We start from the raw sequence: 17,353 nt of genomic DNA on the forward strand, positions 1-17,353 counted from the left end.
TTTCGTCTGCTTATTTCGGCGGCGTGCCGTTGTCGGCAAGCACATCGCCGACAAGATAGAGAGAGCCGCCGACAAGGATGCGGGGCGGCAGTGCCGCCGGGTCGAGGGCCGATTTTATCGCCTCCAGCGCCTCGCCGACCGTCGACATCGGTTCGGCGATCAAACCGGCATCATAGGCGGCGTTCGACAATATCACCGGGTCGATCATCGCGTCGCTGCCGCGGATCGGCACGCAGAACACCTTCTCGACCAGGCCTGTGAATGCCTTGAAATAACCGATCGGGTCCTTGGTGTTGATCATGCCGATGATCAGGAAAAGCGGCCGCGGCTGGCGCTCCTCGAAATTAGCCATGGCTTCGGCGATCACCTCTCCCGCTCCGGGATTATGCCCGCCATCGACCCAGATCTCGGCGCCGGCGGGCGCATGCGATAGCAGCCGGCCCTCGCTGAGGCGCTGCAGCCGGCCCGGCCACTCCACAAAATCCATCGCCTTTTCCATCATCGTCTCGGTGACGGTGAAGCCGGCGGCCTTGACGGCGCGGATGGCAGCGGCGGCATTGGCATATTGATGGCGACCGGGAAGGCGCGGCAGCGGCAGGTCGGCAAGCCCGTACTCGTCCTGATAGACCAGCCGTCCATATTCCTCATGCGCCATGAAATCCTGCCCGAAGACGGCGCTCGGGCAATGCAGCCGCTCGGCCGTCGACATCAACACGTCGAGCGCCGCATCATATTCCTGATGGCCGATGACGACGGGCCGTCCGGGCTTCATAATGCCGGCCTTTTCAGCCGCGATCAGTTCCACCCTGTCGCCGAGATAGGGCTGGTGATCCAGCGAGATCGGCATGATGACGGACACAGCCGGATCGGAAATGACATTGGTGGCGTCGAAACGGCCGCCGAGACCGACTTCGATGATCGCGGCATCGGCCGGGTGTTCGGAAAACAGAATGAAGGTGACCGCCGTCAGGATTTCGAAGACGGTGATATGCTGCCCGGCATTGGCTTCGGCCACGCGTCGGACAGCATCGGCGAAGACGGCATCATCGACAAGCTGTCCGCGCCCGCCCGCCACACCGATGCGATAGCGCTCGTGCCAGTTGACGAGATGCGGCGAGGTGTGGACATGGGCGCTGTAGCCGCCTGCTTCCAGCAGAGCCCGGCAGAAAGCCGTTACCGAGCCCTTGCCGTTGGTGCCGGCGACATGGATCACCGGCGGCAGTTTCCGGTGCGGATTGCCGAGTTGGTCGAGAAGACGGGTAATGCGATCGAGAGACAGATCGAACCCCTTGGGATGCAATCCCATGAGTTTTTCGATCTCCTGCGCTGCCTCACTCACCGCGGTTTGGCCTCTGGGTATCAATTCGGCACCCCGCCTGCTTGCCTGATATCAGGCGCTCGCCGCCAAGGCGATCGCTCCACGAGTCACGTCGTTGGCTGCCGATACGGGCTTCTTCGTCAGAATCTTCAGGATGCGCGCCAGCGTTTCCGGAATGTCGTGACGTTTGACAACCATGTCGACCATACCATGTTCCAGCAGATATTCGGAGGTCTGGAAGCCTTCCGGCAGCTTTTCACGCAGCGTCTGCTCGATCACCCGCTTGCCGGCAAAGCCGATTTCGGCGCCGGGCTCGGCCAGGTGAATATCGCCAAGCATGGCATAGGAGGCCGTGACGCCGCCCGTCGTCGGGTTGGTCAGCACGACGACGTATGGCTGGCCGGATTCCTTGAGCAGATCGACCGCAACAGTCGTGCGCGGCAGCTGCATCAGCGAGAGAATGCCTTCCTGCATGCGCGCACCGCCGGAAGCCGGGAACATCACCAGCGGGCATTTTTCCGACGTCGCACGTTCGAAAGCCTTGACGATCGCCTCGCCGGCGGCGATGCCGAGCGAACCGCCGATGAAGTTGAATTCGTGCACGACGGCCACGAGTTTCACACCCTGCACCTTTCCGAGGCCGGCGAGGATCGTGTCCTCCTGCTCGGTCTTCAGGCGGCTGTCACGCAGACGATCGCTGTATTTCTTCGAATCGCGGAATTTCAGCGGGTCCTGGGCGACCTTCGGCTGCGGCAGCGATTCGTATTCACCATTGTCGAAAAGGTCGGCAAGGCGGGCCTTGGCCGGCATCTTCATGTGGTAGCCGGAAGCAGGGATCACCCACTTATTGCCTTCCAGGTCCTTGTGGAAGACCATCTCGCCCGTTTCCGGGCACTTGATCCAGAGATTCTCCGGCACTTCGCGACGGCCCAGCATGGAATTGATCCGCGGGCGAACGTAGTTGGTGATCCAGTTCAACTCGAATTCTCCTGGTTGAATAGCGCCAATGTGGGAAAACTATTCGGCAGCAACAAGGCGCGCCGAGCGTGTTCCCGAGGAAAGGCCGCGCACCAGCGTTGCGACCGCCTGAACGGTGTCGGCCGTCGCTTTGCCATCGCTGGTCAAGCTCGTCGCGACCTGGTTGACGATGGCGGTGCCGACGACGACGCCGTCGGCCGAGCCGCCGATGACCTTTGCATGTTCGGCCGTCTTGACGCCGAAGCCGACGCAGACGGGCAGCTCCGTATGCTGCTTGATACGCGCCACTGCGCCGGAAACCAGCGACGTATCTGGCAGTGCCGAACCGGTAATGCCGTTCATCGACACGTAGTAGACGAAGCCGGAGGTGTTCTTCAACACGGTGGGCAGGCGCTTTTCGTCGGTGGTCGGCGTCGCCAGGCGGATGAAGTTGATGCCCTTGCGGATCGCCGGAATGCAGAGTTCGTCATCCATCTCCGGCGGCAGGTCGACGACGATCAGGCCGTCAATGCCGGCGGCCAGCGCATCGTCCAGGAACGTTTCGACGCCGTAGATGTAGATCGGATTGTAATAGCCCATCATGACGATCGGCGTCGCATCGTTGCTCTTGCGGAAATCGGCTGCCAGCTGCAGCGTCTTCTTCAGCGTCTGGCCGCCTTTCAGCGCCCGCTGACCCGCCAGCTGGATCGCCGGCCCATCCGCCATGGGATCGGAAAAGGGCATGCCGAGCTCAATGATGTCGGAGCCCGCTTCCGGCAGCGCCTTCATGATGCCGAGAGAGGTATCGTAATCAGGATCGCCGCCCATGAAATAGGTCACGAGCGCCGGACGGCCCTCGGCCTTCAGCTCGGCAAAGCGTTTGTCCATGCGTGCGGTCATGTCTTACAGTCCCATTCCCAGAATCTTGCCGACGGTGAAGATATCCTTGTCGCCGCGGCCGGAGAGGTTCATCAGGATGATCTCGTCCTTGCTCATCTTCGGGGCGCGCTTAATGACCTCGGCGATCGCATGCGCGGCCTCAAGCGCCGGAATGATGCCTTCGAGGCGGGTCAGGGTCTGGAAAGCCTCGAGCGCCTCGTGGTCCATGATCGGCACGTAATCGACGCGGCCGATGTCGCTCAGCCAGGAATGTTCGGGACCGATGCCGGGATAATCGAGACCGGCCGAAATCGAATGGCCTTCCTTGATCTGGCCGTCGCCGTCCTGCAGCAGGTAGGTGCGGTTGCCGTGCAGAACGCCGGGGGACCCGGCGGTGATCGAGGCGCAATGTTCGTCGCCCTGCAGACCCTTACCGCCGGCTTCGACGCCGACGATCTTCACGGAGGAATCATCCAGGAAGGGGTGGAAGATGCCGATCGCATTCGAACCGCCGCCGACGGCTGCGACGACGAGATCCGGCAGGCGGCCTTCGGCGGCCAGCATCTGCTCTTTCGCTTCCGCGCCGATCACCGACTGGAAGTCACGGACCATCTCCGGATAGGGATGCGGGCCGGCCGCCGTGCCGATCAGGTAATAGGTATCCTCGACATTGGTGACCCAGTCGCGGAGCGCCTCGTTCATCGCGTCCTTCAGCGTGCCGCTGCCGGCTGTTACCGGCTTCACTTCGGCGCCGAGCAGCTTCATGCGGAAAACGTTCGGCGCCTGCCGCTCGACATCGGTGGCGCCCATGTAGACGACGCAGGGAAGGCCGAAGCGGGCGGCAACGGTTGCGGAGGCGACGCCGTGCTGGCCGGCGCCGGTTTCGGCGATTATCCGCGTCTTGCCCATGCGCTTGGCAAGCAGGATCTGGCCGATGCAATTGTTGATCTTGTGCGAACCGGTGTGGTTCAGCTCCTCGCGCTTGAAATAGATCTTCGCGCCACCGAGTTCGGCCGTCAGCCGTTCGGCGAAATAAAGCGGGCTAGGCCGGCCGATATAGTGGGCGCCAAGATGCTTCAGTTCCGCCTGGAAGGCCGGATCGTTCTTCGCCTTGTTCCACTCATCCTGCAGATCGAGGATCAACGGCATCAACGTTTCGGCAACGAAACGACCGCCATAAATGCCGAAGCGGCCATCTTCATCGGGCCCGGAACGGAAGGAATTCGGTTTAGGCGTTTCGTTCACTCTCAACTCCCTGAGGCCGTCACAGGCGTTTCCGCCCTTTCGACCGCATCGAAAAATTCATCGATCATCGCGACGCTCTTCACGCCGGGCTCGGTTTCGACACCCGAGGAGACGTCGATACCACGTGCCTTGGTGTTCACAAGCGCATCCGCGACATTGTCCTTGTTCAGCCCGCCGGACAGCATGTAGTCGATGCTGCCGTCGAGCCAGCCGAGAAGGCTCCAGTCGAAGGAAATCCCGTTGCCGCCAGGCAGTTCCGAACCCTTCGGCGCTTTCGCATCGAAGAGGAAGCGGTCGGCGATGCCGATATAGGCTTCGACGCGCCTGAGATCGTCGGCCGTACGCACGGAAAAGACTTTCATCACAGGCAGACCATAGAGCGCCTTGATGGTCAGCACATGTTCGGGACTCTCGTTGCCATGGAGCTGGAGGATATCCGGCTTCAGCAGCGACACGATTTCGTCCAGATCGTCATTGGTGGGATCGACGACGACGGCGACGATCTTCGCCTTGCCCCGGGCGGGTTCGGCAAGCTTTGCCGCCACATCGGGCTCGACGTAACGCGGGCTCTTTTCGAAGAAGATAAAACCGATATGGGTCGCGCCGCGTTTCAGCGCGCGATCGATCGCTTCGGGCGTCTTCAAGCCACAGATCTTGATATCGGTTTTCATGGCAGCGAAGTGACACGAAATGCGGCAAGAGTCGAGCCAATTTGCATGGAAAGCTGTATTTAGCGGGGCTTGTGTCTAATCGAAATCGATGGCGTGCAGCTGGCTGCCATGCCGCTTCAGCCACAATTTCGCGTCCTCCATACCGGGGCAAAGCTTCTTGCAGAGCGCCCAGAAGCGAGGGCCGTGGTTCATCTCCTTGAGATGGGCGACTTCATGAGCGGCGAGATAGTCGATCACCGAAGGCGGCGCCATGACGATACGCCAAGAGAAACTCAAATTTCCCTCCGACGAGCAGGAACCCCAACGGCTGCGGGTATCCTTCATCGAGATCGAGCGGATCGGCGCCCGGATCGTTGCCGCATGCATCGCCGCCAACCGTTCGAGATCGGCGCGCGCCTCTTTCTTGAGGAAGGCCGCGATGCGCCGTCCGACATGTTCGGGCAGGCCGCTGACGCGCAGCACAGGACTGCCATCCAAAAAGACCACCTCCGTCAAGCCGCGCAGGCTGCCCGTGTGCTCGATGCGATGGGAAACGCCGCGCAGGAGGATCTTGCCGCCGGCACTTAAGCTGGTATCGATTGAAAACTTGGCGAGCTTGGTGAGCAGCCATCCCTGGTGCCGATCAAGGAAGGCATTGACCTCCCGCGCCGCCAGGCCTCTCGGCACCGTCATCTTCAGGGCCCGCCCGCCCGGCTCAATGCGCAGCGTGATACGGGTCGCCTGATCGTGCTGTTTGATGGTCAGCGGCATGAGCCGGCCGGCGACGTCGAGCGTCCGCGTTTCGGGCGGAGCCGGCTTTCGCGCCTTTGGCCGTGTCTTCAGAAGCGGAAACATGGCGCCTTTCTATACGATTCGCCGCTGAATCTAAACGATTTGCGAGGCAGGCAGACATGGAAAAACCGGCATCGGTGCGATGCCGGTCATCATTTCATCGCCTAAAGCGCGTCGCGATCTTTCAGATTCGCAAAACCGCTTCACACTTTTGCGCGACATGTTCTAAGCCTTTACGGCGTCTGGAACTCTGCGACCGGGCCGTTATCGTCGCGCTTGGCGTTCTTGCGGTCACGCATGAAGCGATCAAACTCTTCCTGGTCCTTGGCGCGGCGGAGTTCACGCAGATATTCGTCGAATTCCTCGCGCATTTCGTCGAGCTTGCGGCGCTCTTCCTCGATCCGGTCGAGCTCGGCCTTACGCCAGTCGTCGAAGGCGACATTGCCGGTCGAGAAATGCGGGCGGTGACGGCCATGCGAACGGCGGCAGGAGGCAAAGAAACCATCGGTCGCCTGGTTGACGTCGCGCTTGAAGCCGCGCAGACGATCGCCGAAAATGATATAGGCAAGCATGGCCAGACCCAGAGGCCAGAAAACCATGAAGCCGAGAATCATCAGGGCAATGGTAGCCGGAGTCCAATCCGGTCGAAGCAATGCTGACTGGTTCATCGTGCGGTATCCTCGATTTCGGCGCCCGGCAAGATGCCGAACGCTGGAAATCGATGTGGTAACCGCAAGAACCGCCTTCAAGACGATTGCCGGCGAAATCGGACAAAGCCTTGAATCGGCGTTGCTAATTCAGAGGTTACTGAATCACGCTGTCCGTCCGCCTTTGATGACGCGCTGCACCGGGCGTTTGACGGCGACGCGAGAATGCTGGCGGACGAAATTGACGATGCGCGGCGCGATCTCGCGACGGAATCGCGAGCCGTTGAAAACGCCGTAGTGGCCGACATCCGGCTGGAGATAGTGCATGCGCATATCTTCGGGGATGTTGACGCAGATGGTCTGCGCCGCCCTGGTCTGGCCGACGCCTGAAATGTCGTCATTCTCGCCCTCGACGGTCAGCAGCGCGACGTTGCGGATCGCCGCCGGATCGACGCGCTTGCCGCGGTGCATCAATTCGCCCTTCGGCAGCGAATGCTTCATGAAGACCTGTTCCACCGTCTGCAGATAGAACTCGGCGGTCAGATCCATGACGGCGAGATATTCGTCATAGAAATCGCGATGTTTTTCCGGTTCGCCGTCGTTCTTCACGAGATGCATGAAGAACTCCTTGTGGGCGACGAGGTGCCGGTCAAGGTTCATCGACATGAAGCCCGACAGCTGCAGGAAGCCCGGATAGACAGGTCGCATGAAGCCCGGCTGCGGCCAGGGCACGTTCATAATGACATTGTCGGAAAACCATTGCAGCGACCGCTCTTGGGCGAGCTTGTTGACCGCCGTCGGGTTGATGCGCGTGTCGATCGGGCCGCCCATCAGCGTCATCGATGACGGCGACAGAGGATCCTGGGCCTCCTCCATCACCGCGGCTGCGACCAGCACCGGCACCGACGGCTGACAGACGGCGATCACATGAGTGTCATGACCGAGGAAATGCAGCATCTCGATCACATAATCGACGTAATCGTCGAAATCGAAGGTGCCTTCCGTCATCGGCACCATGCGTGCGTCGATCCAGTCGGTGATGTAGACATCGGCACTCGGCAGCAATGCCTCGACCGTGCCGCGCAGCAGCGTCGCGTAATGGCCGGACATCGGCGCGACGATCAGGATGCGGGGATCGCTGGCGCGGCCGGGCGGAACGTTGCGCGAGAAATGCAGGAGGTTGCAGAAGGATCGCGACCAGACGATCTCTTCACGAACGGAAACCGTCTGATCGCCGATCACCGTCTGCTTCAATCCGAATTCAGGCTTTCCGTAGCGGCGTGTCGTGCGCTCGAACATTTCGAGGCTTGCCGCCATCGTACGGCCAAACGGCGTCTGGGCAAACGGGTTCAGCGGATTGGCATAGGCAAATCGCATGATGTCAGCCGCGGCGCGAAACGGCGCCATGGCGGCATGATTCAATTCATAAAGCTGATAAAACATAGAAGGCGCCGCCTTTCTCTATCGAAAAGATGACGTCGATTGATCGACATCAGGCTCTTTCCGCACGCTGGCACGTAACGCAGACTAACAGGTTTTTGTTGCACAGCAACATGGACGTCCCAGACCTGCACAGGAAATGCCAGAGAGTTGATCTCTGGCATCACCATAGAACGGAAAGCTTAAGGTTCCGCTGAGGAAGCGTCGTTAACGATCGGCAACGAAGCTCTGCTTCTGGCTGCCGAGACCTTCGATGCCGAGCTCGACGACATCGCCATCCCTGAGGTAGCGCGGCGGCTTCATGCCCATGCCGACGCCGGGCGGCGTCCCCGTCGAGATGATATCGCCCGGATGCAGCGACATGAACTGGCTGAGATAGGAAACGATGTGGGCGACGCCATAGACCATGGTCTTGGACGAGCCATTCTGCATTGTCTGGCCGTTGACCTTCAACCACATGCCGAGGTTCTGCGGATCGGCGATCTCATCCTTTGTGACCAGCCATGGGCCAATCGGGCCGAAGGTGTCACAGGACTTGCCCTTGGTCCACTGGCCGGCGCGCTCCGTCTGAAAGGCGCGTTCGGAGACGTCATGCGACACGCAGTAGCCGGCGACGTAGTCGAGCGCCTCGGTTTCGCTGACATATTTTGCCGTTTTGCCGATGACGACGCCGAGTTCGACTTCCCAGTCGGTCTTTTCGGAACCGCGCGGGATGAGAACGGTGTCGTTCGGGCCAACGATCGCCGAAGTCGCCTTCATGAAGATCACCGGCTCGGGCGGCACGGTGGCGCCGGTTTCGGCGGCATGGTCGGAAAAATTGAGACCGATGCAGATGAATTTGCCCGTGCCGGCAACGCAGGCGCCGATCCGGCTGGGCGCAAGTTCCGGAAGGTCCTTCGGATCGAGCGCGGCGATCCTTGCAAGGCCAGCCGGCGAGATTGCCTCGCCGCCGATGTCGGCGATATGCGCCGAGAGATCGCGGATCTTGCCATCGGCATCGAGAAGCGCCGGTTTTTCACGACCTGCTTCGCCAACACGCATCAGCTTCATGGAATGCCTCCTCATCGAAAACGAATTTGCAGCCACCTATGAACGAATTATTCATCGGTGTCATTACGGCTTTGCCCGGAAGCGGTACGGCGTTCCTAGAAAATTTCGGAGAGATCCGGACCGGCAGGAACGATTTTCGTCGGGTTCAGGCTTTCGACCGAGTAGTAGCCACGCTTGACGTGGTCGAGATTTACCGTTTCGGCAATGCCCGGCCAATCCAGCATGCGCCGGCAGAAGGCGCGCAAATTGGCATAATCCGAAAGCCGGCGCAGATTGCATTTGAAGATGCCGTGATAGGCGACGTCGAAGCGCACCAACGTGACGAAAAGGCGGATATCGCTTTCCGTGGGGTGATCCGCGAAGAGGAAAGACCGGCCTTCGAAAGTGCCTCGATCCACTCGAGGCAAGAGAAGACATCGGCGAAGGCTTCCTCATAGGCGATCTGCGTGGTGGCAAAACCGGCGCGATAGACCCCGTTATTGAGGGCGGGATAGATGCGTTCGTTGAAAGCATCTATCTTGGCGCGTCTTTCGATGGGATAAAGGTCGATCGGATTTTTCGCCAGATCGCCGAAGCCGCTGTTCAGCATGCGCAGGATATCGGCCGATTCATTGTTGACGATGGTCTGCCTCTCTCTGTCCCAAAGAACCGGCACGGTGGCCCGGCCGCTGAAGTCAGGCGCTGCCCTCGTATAGATTTCATGCATGTAGGTCGTGCCGTTGACATGGTCCGGCGTTGCACCGGGATAGTCGCCGAAGCGCCAGCCCTGCTTTGTCAGCACCGGTTCGACGACCGAGACGGAAATGACATCTTCCAGGCCTTTGAGTTTACGGCCGATCAGGGTGCGCGAGGCCCAGGGGCAGATATAGGCGACGTAGAGATGGTAGCGGCCGAGGCTGGCTTCAAAACCGCCCTCGCCCGTCGGCCCGGCGCTGCCATCCGGCGTCACCCAATTGCGGAAACTCGAAATCTGCCTGACGAAGCCGCCTTTTTCATCCTTTGACTGAACGGGCTGCCAGTCTTCCGTCCATTTTCCGTTCACCAGCATACGCACTGCTCCGACCGATTGATTGAAGCAGTCCATTACTCTGCTTCGGCGCACGCGTAAGGCCGCCTTTATGGAGACAGTCCGTCCACCCAACTGCGACGACACGGCGCTTGCCAAGCCGGCGAAGCAGGAAATATGACTTGGCTCTAAAGCGCGTCACGATCTTTCAGATTCGCTTGGCCCGCGCTTTAGGTCCTTGTTTTACGCGTGTCGTTATCGCAAAACCGCTGCACAGTTTTGCGCGACATGCTGTTGTCCAACATGAGATGGAGTTCGACATGCACCTCTCCAAGGCCGTCGTACGCACCGAACATGCGAGCCGCTACCTGCAGCAGCTCTGCAAACACTGGAGCCACAAGTTCAGCGTCGATTTCGATCCGCATAAGGGCCGGGTGCCGTTCAGCGATAGCGCCGAGGTGACATTCGCCGCCGACGATGCGGCGCTCACCATGACGCTTTCCGTTGCCGATCTCGACCAGCAGGCAAGGATGCAGGGCGTGATCGACGATCATCTGAAGCGTTTCGCCTTCCGCGAGGAACTCGACATCGTCTGGACCGATTGACCTCAACAATTTTTGTGCCCCAACCCTGGAACAAGCATGACGCAGAGCAATAACCGCGAATCCCAATATCCGATCGATCCGATGTTTCTCGACCGCTGGTCGCCCCGCGCCTTTACCGGCGAAATCATCGAGGAGGCACAGCTGCTCAGCCTGCTCGAAGCCGCCCATTGGGCGCCGTCCTCTTCCAACCAGCAGCCCTGGCGCTTCATTTATGCCCTCAAGGGCTCGGAGCATTGGGAGAAATTCGTCGCACTGCTCGTCGACGCCAATCAGGAATGGGCGAAGAACGCGTCGGCGCTGATCTTCGTCGTCTCACGCAGCTTCACCGGCGTTGCTGGGTCCGGCGAGGAAAAGCCGAGCTACACCCATTCCTTCGACGCCGGTGCAGCCTGGGGATACCTGGCGCTGCAAGCGCGCCTTTCCGGCTTCTATGCCCACGGCATGGGCGGCATCAAACATGAGGACATCAGAAAGACCTTCGATATCCCCGAGGGTTACCGGGTCGAAGCGGGCATTGCCGTCGGCCGTCTGGCCGACAAGAGCGTCCTTTCAGAGCGCAATCAGGCGCGCGAAGTCCCGAGCCAGCGCAAGCCGCTCTCCGAGCTCGCCTTCAACGGCCATTTCCTAGGCAACTGAGCGAGATCAGAATAAGCAAAAGCCCCGCCGTTCTGCGACGGCGGGGCTTTTTGTTGAAGGCATATCGATCAGATATCGAGGTTTGCGACGCTCAACGCATTGTCCTGGATGAATTCACGCCGTGGCTCGACTTCATCCCCCATCAGGCGGGCGAAGAGGCCATCGGCATCGGTGGCATCGGCAACTTTGACCTGCAGCAGCGAACGGACATTCGGATCGAGCGTCGTTTCCCAGAGCTGCTCGGCATTCATCTCGCCGAGGCCCTTGTAGCGCTGCATGCTGAGACCCTTGCGGCCGCTGGCAAAGATCGCGTCGAGCAGGGCGCGCGGCCCTGAAATCTCGATGTCGCCTTCGCGCCGGTGCAGCGACGGCGGCGTCTGATAGATTTCCTTGAGGCGCGCGGTCAGCTGGTCGATGTGCCGGGCGTCGGAGGAGCCGATCAGCGCCATGTCGAGCACCACCACTTCCTTGACACCGCGAACCATGCGCTCAAGGCGCAGGCCGCCATCGCTCGCCAAGTCGCTCTGCCAGCCGCGTTCGGTCTCTTCGGCAATGATGTCGAGACGGCTTGCGACCTCGCTCGCCAATGCCTGCGCTCTTGCCTGATCGCTGACGAGCTCGGCATTGAGCGCGCCGGCGATTGCCGCCTGTTCGACGACGGCGCGATTGTAGCGCGAATGGAGATTGTCGAGCAAAGCGCGCATGCGCAGCGCATCGAGGATGACTTCGCGCAGGTCCTGCCCGGTGCGGACCTCGCCGCTGCCGAGCCTCAATGCCGCATCCTCCAGGCCTTGGGCGATGAGATATTCCTCGAGCGCCTTCTCGTCCTTCAGATACTGCACCGACTTGCCGCGTGCGACCTTATAGAGCGGCGGCTGGGCGATGTAGAGATGGCCGCGCTCGATCAGTTCCGGCATCTGGCGGAAGAAGAAGGTGAGCAGCAGGGTGCGGATATGGGCGCCGTCGACATCGGCGTCCGTCATGATGATAATCTTGTGATAGCGCAGCTTTTCGGCATTGAACTCATCCTTGCCTATGCCGGTGCCGAGCGCGGTGATCAGCGTGCCGATTTCCTGGCTGGAGAGCATCTTGTCGAAACGGGCGCGCTCGACGTTCAGGATTTTGCCGCGCAGCGGCAAGATCGCCTGGTTCTCACGCGACCGGCCCTGCTTGGCCGAGCCGCCGGCGGAATCGCCCTCGACGAGGAAAACTTCGGATTTGGCCGGGTCGCGCTCGGAGCAGTCGGCAAGCTTGCCGGGCAGCGAGGCGATATCGAGCGCGCCCTTGCGACGGGTCAATTCGCGGGCCTTGCGGGCCGCTTCGCGCGCAGCGGCGGCTTCGACGACCTTGCCGACGAGGATCTTGGCTTCGCTCGGATGCTCCTCGAACCAGGTGTTCAGCGCTTCGTTGACGAGGCTTTCGACGACAGGGCGGACTTCCGAGGAAACCAGTTTGTCCTTGGTCTGCGACGAGAATTTCGGATCGGGCACTTTGACCGACAGCACCGCCGTCAGGCCTTCGCGGCAATCTTCGCCCTGCAGCGTCACCTTTTCCTTTTTGGTGATGCCGGAATTGTCGGCATAGGAAACCACCTGACGGGTCAAGGCCGCGCGGAAGCCGGCCATATGGGTGCCGCCGTCACGCTGGGGAATGTTGTTGGTGAAGCAGAGCACGTTCTCGTGATAGCTGTCGTTCCACCACATCGCCACTTCGACGGTGATGCCGTCCTTTTCGCCGCGGATGGCAACCGGCTTGTCGACGAGCGACTTCTTGGCACGGTCGAGATAGGCGACGAAAGCCTCGAGGCCGCCATCATAACGCAGCTCTTCCTGCTTGATATCGGAATGGCGCTTGTCGGTCAGCAGAATGCGGACGCCGGAGTTCAGGAAGGCGAGCTCGCGCAGGCGATGCTCCAGCGTGCCGTAGTCGAACTCCGTCATGGTGAAGGTTTCGCTGCTCGGCATGAAGCTCACTTCCGTGCCGGTCTCATCGGGCGCGTCGCCGGTGACCTTCAGCGGCGCATCGGCCACGCCGTGGGTGAAGCTCATTTCGTGGATCTTGCCCTGGCGGCGGATCTTCAGCTTCAGCCAGACGGAGAGCGCGTTGACGACGGAAACGCCGACGCCGTGGAGACCGCCCGAGACCTTGTAGGAGTTCTGGTCGAATTTGCCGCCGGCATGCAGCTGCGTCATGATGACTTCGGCTGCCGAGACGCCTTCGCCGCTATGGATGTCGGTCGGGATACCGCGGCCGTTATCGGTGACCGTCACCGAGCCATCCGGGTTAAGAGTGACGGTGACGATGTCGGCATGGCCGGCCAGCGCTTCGTCGATCGCGTTGTCGACGACTTCGTAGACCATGTGATGCAGGCCGGAGCCGTCGTCGGTGTCGCCGATATACATGCCGGGGCGCTTGCGCACAGCGTCGAGGCCCTTCAGGACCTTGATGGAATCTGCGCCATATTCGGTGCTTACGCCGTTTTCCGTCGCGGATGTATCGCTCATTCTGTCGAGATTTTCCCTGTTGTCGTAAAGCGGCGGCGCGCCCTGCGAATCACCGGCTTTCTTCACCTTCGTATATAGGTTTTTTGAGCCCGGTTCCCAATGGCAAGTCCCCTGAACCAGCCATAAAACAGGGGATTATGACGCTTTTCCGTCGCCTTTGCCGCCATTTTCGAGAACAGCCGATAACCGGGCGATCTCAGCACTGTCAAGCTTACGGATCCGCCGGGCCAGCCGGTTGGCGAAATCGGTATATTCCGGCGGCAGGCCTGACGTGTCGATGACGACGCGGGGGTCGGAGGAACGGGCAAGCAGAAACAGTTCCTCGGCCTCGTCCCAGATGATGTTGAAATAGCCGGCGATGCGCTGCAGCAGGTCGAATGTCGGCAGGCCGCGCTTGCCATGTTCGAGCGCCGAGAGATAGGCGGGAGAGACGTTCAGCGCTTCGGCCATCTCCTTCTGCGAGACACCCTTGCGCACTCTCAGCCTGCGAACCGCCTCTCCGAAGGGTGTCATGGCTTTTCCCCATGCCGCCGCGACAGACGAATATAGAGCGCACCCTCGCCGCCATGATGCTGGGCGGCCGGCTCGTAGGAGGAGATCAGGTAGCGGAATTCGGGCTTCGAGAACCACAGGGGGACGGCCCGCTTCAATGCACCTTCGCTGCCCAGCGAGCTGCCCTTGCCGGTGATGACAAGCACATGGCGCATGCCGCGCTCATGGGCGCGGATTAAAAAATCGAGAAGAATGACATGGGCCTCGCTCTGCACCAAGCCATGCAGGTCAATGCGCGCCTCGAGCGCCAGACGGCCTTTGGCGATCTTGCGCTTGACCGGCCGTTCCAGCGGATGGTGCACCTTGGCCGGCTGCCTCGGCGTCGACGGTGGAGCCGGCTGTGCTGCCGTCGGCGAAACGGAGGTCTGCTTTTCGGCTGTCTGCCGTTCGGCTGCCGCTTCCGTTTCGACGAGAAAGGCATCGAGTTCGCTAAGCTCACCGGCCTTGCCCGGCATCGGCCGCGTGCTGCGGGCAACCTTGCCCCACAGGATCCTCTCATCGACGCTGAGCTTGCGATCCCTGGCCATCAGTCGAATCGTCCGGCGGCGGCTTTGGAGATGAGGATGACGAAATCGGCATCGTTGCGGACGGTGCCGGCGCGCTCTCCGGCCAAGTCTCCCGAACCGGTGAAGATATCGCCGCGCGCCGGCCCGACGATCGCCGAGCCGGTATCGAGCGCCAGCATCAGCCGGCGGAAGGGGCGGCCGTGATCAAGATGGGTGAGGCTGTCGGCGCGGATGAAAAAGGGGAAGCCGAAGGTATGGATCAGCCGGTCGACCGCGAGCGAGCGCCCGGCGAGAAGCGGCACCTTGGCGGCGGCGATCGGACCGGCCTCAGGATCGGCAGCCGCCGCTTCCCGGAAGAAAATATAGGAGCGGTTGTGCCATAGCACCTTGTCCACCCGCTCGGGATTGCGGGCCAGCCAGGCGCGGATCGACTGCATGGAAATCTCGGCGCGGTCGATCTCCCCGCGCTCGATCAAGAGCTTGCCGATCGCCGAGAAGGGATGGCCGGCCTTCGCCGCATAGGTGATGCGGCCGATTCGGCCGTCGCGATGGCGCAGGCGCGCGGCACCCTGCACATGTACAAAGAAGACATCGACCTTCGATTTCGCCCAGGCGATTTCCAGGCCGCGACCGGCGAGAAAGCCCTGATCGATCTCGCGGCGATCCGGATAAGCGCCAATGCGGCCGTCATCATGCAAGCGGCCGAAAACATAGGATCCATCCAATTCGGCGGGGCGATTGCCGTCATCGAGATCGATCAGATCGTTCGGGCGACTGTAGAAGGGAAAACGGAAGAGCTCGTTTGGCCGATCCGATACCTCGACCTCCGGCTCGTAAAAGGCGGTGACGAAACCGGACTTGCCGTCCTGGCGGCGGATCAGAAATGGCCGGCAACGCGTCTCGAAAAAGGCGCGCGCCACTGCGGGCGACGACGGGGTAAAATTTTCAGCGTCCACAAGAAGCGGAAGCAGATCCTCCGCGCTCAGGCCAAGCGAGCCGGTGCGATAGGATTTGACGTCGGTGATCTGCCGGCGGCAGCGTCGCATCACTTCAAAAAGGCTGGAGGGATCATCATCCTTCCAGCCTTCCAGATTATCAAAGCTGATGGCCTGCAGGACGAAGTCCGATGCCTGATCACTCATGTTCCGATTCGGTCGCCACAAGTTTCCAGTTCGGATCGCGCGAACGGGTGTCGCGGGCGAAGGTCCAGAGATCGTTGACCTCGGCGACGTTCTCGGCGTCCCCTTCAATCAGCGCATCCGCCTTGTCATAGGTTGCCGATATCAGCTGGCTGACGATGCGCACAGTGATCTGCGCTTCGCTGCCCTTGGTCTCGGCATGGGTGATCTCGGCCTTGTCGATACCGACGAAGGTGGACTTGACCTTGTCGCCCCGGGCCTCGCGCTCGGCGATCGCCGCCTCGAAGCCGTCATAGACCTCGCGGGACAAAAGGCTCTTCAGCGTTTTGCGGTCGCCGTCGGCAAAGGCCATGACGACCATTTCGTAGGCCATGCGGGCGCCGTTCAGAAACTCCTTCGGGCTGAAGGAAGGATCGGCCTTGTTGAGCGCGCGCAGCGATTCATTCAGCGGTGTCCCCGGTGCGGCAAAGGCGTCGATGGCGGAGAAGCGATCCTCATCATCGGCCGTCGCATCACGGCGCGGCAGGGTCACGACCTTACCGGCATCAGCAGCTTCGGGCGGAGCCGCATCTCGCGGGCTATAGAGATCGCGCGGCGGCTTCTCATTTCCTGTGCGGCGCCCGAGCACGGAGCGAAGCTGAAAGAAGATCAGCACCGCCGCCACCAGGAAGAATAATGTGATGAAGTCGTTCGAACTCATGTCGTATCGCAACCGCCGTTAACATCTCTGATTTGTACTCCCATATAGTCCGCCTATACAGATGATTCAAATCATGGCTGGCATCTTCGCCAGCGCCACGAGGAGACCGGCAAAGCCCGGGACATGACAACCATGCGTTTTTCAATTCTGCCGGCTTTCATTCTGTTGCTGCCGCTTGGCGAAATTGCCGGCTTCGTCGTCGTCGGCCGGGCGATCGGCCTGGCGCTGACCCTTGCGCTCGTCATGGCGAGCTTCGCTCTCGGCGTGGTCCTGCTGCGCCGGCAAGGGATCGGTATCCTGCGCCGGATGTCGAGCGAAGGACGGAACGGCGTGATGCCCGGACGCGATCTGCTGAGGCCGGCGATGACGGTCATTGCCGCGCTGCTCCTGATCATTCCCGGTTTCCTCACGGATATCATCGCCATCCTCATTCTCATTCCGCCGGTGCGCGATTTCGTCTGGCGGTCGATCGCCAAACGCTTTGTCGTCGTCAACGCCAAAGGCGGCTTTTCCGACGGCCCAAAAGCCGATTTCCGCGATCGCAACCCCAATTCAAAGGTGGTCGATCTGGACGAGGAGGACTATCATAGGGAACCGGACCGGAACTCGCCATGGTCCGGCAAACATCTCGGTGACTGAGGTCTTGCCGGCGATCGGGTGCGGCTTGCGCCCAGGGTTGTAAGCCCCTCCCCGAAATGTTAGATGGCGGCACCATTCCCATGCCCTT

The 17,353-nt window shown here is 60.9% G+C and carries 17 protein-coding genes and 1 pseudogene; 3 read left to right on the forward strand and 15 right to left on the reverse strand.

The window, feature by feature from the left end; translation table 11 throughout:
* Positions 1 to 10: 10 nt before the first annotated feature.
* From QWJ46_RS24805 to QWJ46_RS24850, 10 genes and pseudogenes are all read right to left on the reverse strand, one after another.
* Positions 11 to 1,363 carry a folylpolyglutamate synthase/dihydrofolate synthase family protein gene (locus tag QWJ46_RS24805; RefSeq protein WP_184454405.1) on the reverse strand — a complete coding sequence of 451 codons (1,353 nt, stop codon included), beginning with the start codon at positions 1,361 to 1,363 and terminating at the stop codon, positions 11 to 13.
* Between the two features lie 27 nt (positions 1,364 to 1,390).
* Entirely contained in the window at positions 1,391 to 2,296 is a 906-nt protein-coding gene (gene accD / locus QWJ46_RS24810) for an acetyl-CoA carboxylase, carboxyltransferase subunit beta (protein ID WP_302754398.1), read from the reverse strand.
* A gap of 39 nt (positions 2,297 to 2,335) precedes the next feature.
* Positions 2,336 to 3,175: a tryptophan synthase subunit alpha gene (trpA, locus tag QWJ46_RS24815; RefSeq protein ID WP_302754399.1), complete on the reverse strand. Its 840-nt coding sequence runs from the start codon at positions 3,173 to 3,175 to the stop codon at positions 2,336 to 2,338.
* Between the two features lie 3 nt (positions 3,176 to 3,178).
* A complete protein-coding gene (gene trpB / locus QWJ46_RS24820; protein ID WP_302754400.1) occupies positions 3,179 to 4,399 on the reverse strand; it encodes a tryptophan synthase subunit beta in 1,221 nt (406 codons plus the stop codon).
* Positions 4,400 to 4,401: 2 nt separating this feature from the next.
* Positions 4,402 to 5,070, reverse strand: a complete 669-nt coding sequence (locus tag QWJ46_RS24825) for a phosphoribosylanthranilate isomerase (protein WP_302754402.1) — start codon at positions 5,068 to 5,070, stop codon at positions 4,402 to 4,404.
* Positions 5,071 to 5,145: 75 nt separating this feature from the next.
* On the reverse strand, positions 5,146 to 5,904 hold the full coding sequence (locus tag QWJ46_RS24830; RefSeq protein ID WP_302754404.1) for a M48 family metallopeptidase: 759 nt from the start codon (positions 5,902 to 5,904) through the stop codon (positions 5,146 to 5,148).
* Between the two features lie 170 nt (positions 5,905 to 6,074).
* Entirely contained in the window at positions 6,075 to 6,509 is a 435-nt protein-coding gene (locus tag QWJ46_RS24835; protein ID WP_064800136.1) for a DUF2852 domain-containing protein, read from the reverse strand.
* Between the two features lie 144 nt (positions 6,510 to 6,653).
* Complete coding sequence (locus QWJ46_RS24840) at positions 6,654 to 7,931, reverse strand: polyhydroxyalkanoate depolymerase (protein ID WP_184454417.1); 1,278 nt, start codon at positions 7,929 to 7,931, stop codon at positions 6,654 to 6,656.
* 204 nt (positions 7,932 to 8,135) lie between these two features.
* Complete coding sequence (locus tag QWJ46_RS24845; RefSeq protein WP_184454419.1) at positions 8,136 to 8,978, reverse strand: fumarylacetoacetate hydrolase family protein; 843 nt, start codon at positions 8,976 to 8,978, stop codon at positions 8,136 to 8,138.
* Positions 8,979 to 9,073: 95 nt separating this feature from the next.
* Positions 9,074 to 10,026 (reverse strand): annotated as a pseudogene (locus tag QWJ46_RS24850) (glutathione S-transferase family protein).
* A gap of 278 nt (positions 10,027 to 10,304) precedes the next feature.
* Between QWJ46_RS24850 and QWJ46_RS24855 the strand changes: the two are divergent.
* A complete protein-coding gene (locus QWJ46_RS24855; protein ID WP_302754407.1) occupies positions 10,305 to 10,589 on the forward strand; it encodes a DUF2218 domain-containing protein in 285 nt (94 codons plus the stop codon).
* Positions 10,590 to 10,625: 36 nt separating this feature from the next.
* A complete protein-coding gene (locus tag QWJ46_RS24860) occupies positions 10,626 to 11,225 on the forward strand; it encodes a nitroreductase family protein (protein WP_302754408.1) in 600 nt (199 codons plus the stop codon).
* A gap of 68 nt (positions 11,226 to 11,293) precedes the next feature.
* Here the strand turns inward: QWJ46_RS24860 and gyrB are convergent, their stop codons facing one another.
* The 5 genes from gyrB to QWJ46_RS24885 form a co-directional block, all read right to left on the reverse strand.
* On the reverse strand, positions 11,294 to 13,729 hold the full coding sequence (gene gyrB / locus QWJ46_RS24865; protein WP_302754410.1) for a DNA topoisomerase (ATP-hydrolyzing) subunit B: 2,436 nt from the start codon (positions 13,727 to 13,729) through the stop codon (positions 11,294 to 11,296).
* 135 nt (positions 13,730 to 13,864) lie between these two features.
* Positions 13,865 to 14,242, reverse strand: coding sequence for a helix-turn-helix domain-containing protein (locus QWJ46_RS24870; RefSeq protein ID WP_302754412.1), 378 nt, complete (start codon positions 14,240 to 14,242; stop codon positions 13,865 to 13,867).
* A complete protein-coding gene (locus tag QWJ46_RS24875; RefSeq protein ID WP_302754414.1) occupies positions 14,239 to 14,808 on the reverse strand; it encodes a Smr/MutS family protein in 570 nt (189 codons plus the stop codon). Before QWJ46_RS24875 ends, QWJ46_RS24870 begins: the two co-directional genes overlap by 4 nt.
* Positions 14,808 to 15,929: a murein transglycosylase A gene (locus QWJ46_RS24880; RefSeq protein ID WP_302754416.1), complete on the reverse strand. Its 1,122-nt coding sequence runs from the start codon at positions 15,927 to 15,929 to the stop codon at positions 14,808 to 14,810. Before QWJ46_RS24880 ends, QWJ46_RS24875 begins: the two co-directional genes overlap by 1 nt.
* On the reverse strand, positions 15,922 to 16,626 hold the full coding sequence (locus QWJ46_RS24885; RefSeq protein WP_184454433.1) for a Tim44/TimA family putative adaptor protein: 705 nt from the start codon (positions 16,624 to 16,626) through the stop codon (positions 15,922 to 15,924). The genes QWJ46_RS24880 and QWJ46_RS24885 overlap by 8 nt, the downstream gene beginning before the upstream one ends.
* A gap of 132 nt (positions 16,627 to 16,758) precedes the next feature.
* Here QWJ46_RS24885 and QWJ46_RS24890 point away from each other — a divergent pair, with 132 nt between their 5' ends.
* Positions 16,759 to 17,265 carry an FxsA family protein gene (locus tag QWJ46_RS24890; RefSeq protein ID WP_302754419.1) on the forward strand — a complete coding sequence of 169 codons (507 nt, stop codon included), beginning with the start codon at positions 16,759 to 16,761 and terminating at the stop codon, positions 17,263 to 17,265.
* Positions 17,266 to 17,353: the final 88 nt, after the last annotated feature.

The organism is Rhizobium sp. CBN3, assembly GCF_030518245.1.
Classification (GTDB): domain Bacteria; phylum Pseudomonadota; class Alphaproteobacteria; order Rhizobiales; family Rhizobiaceae; genus Rhizobium; species Rhizobium aethiopicum_A.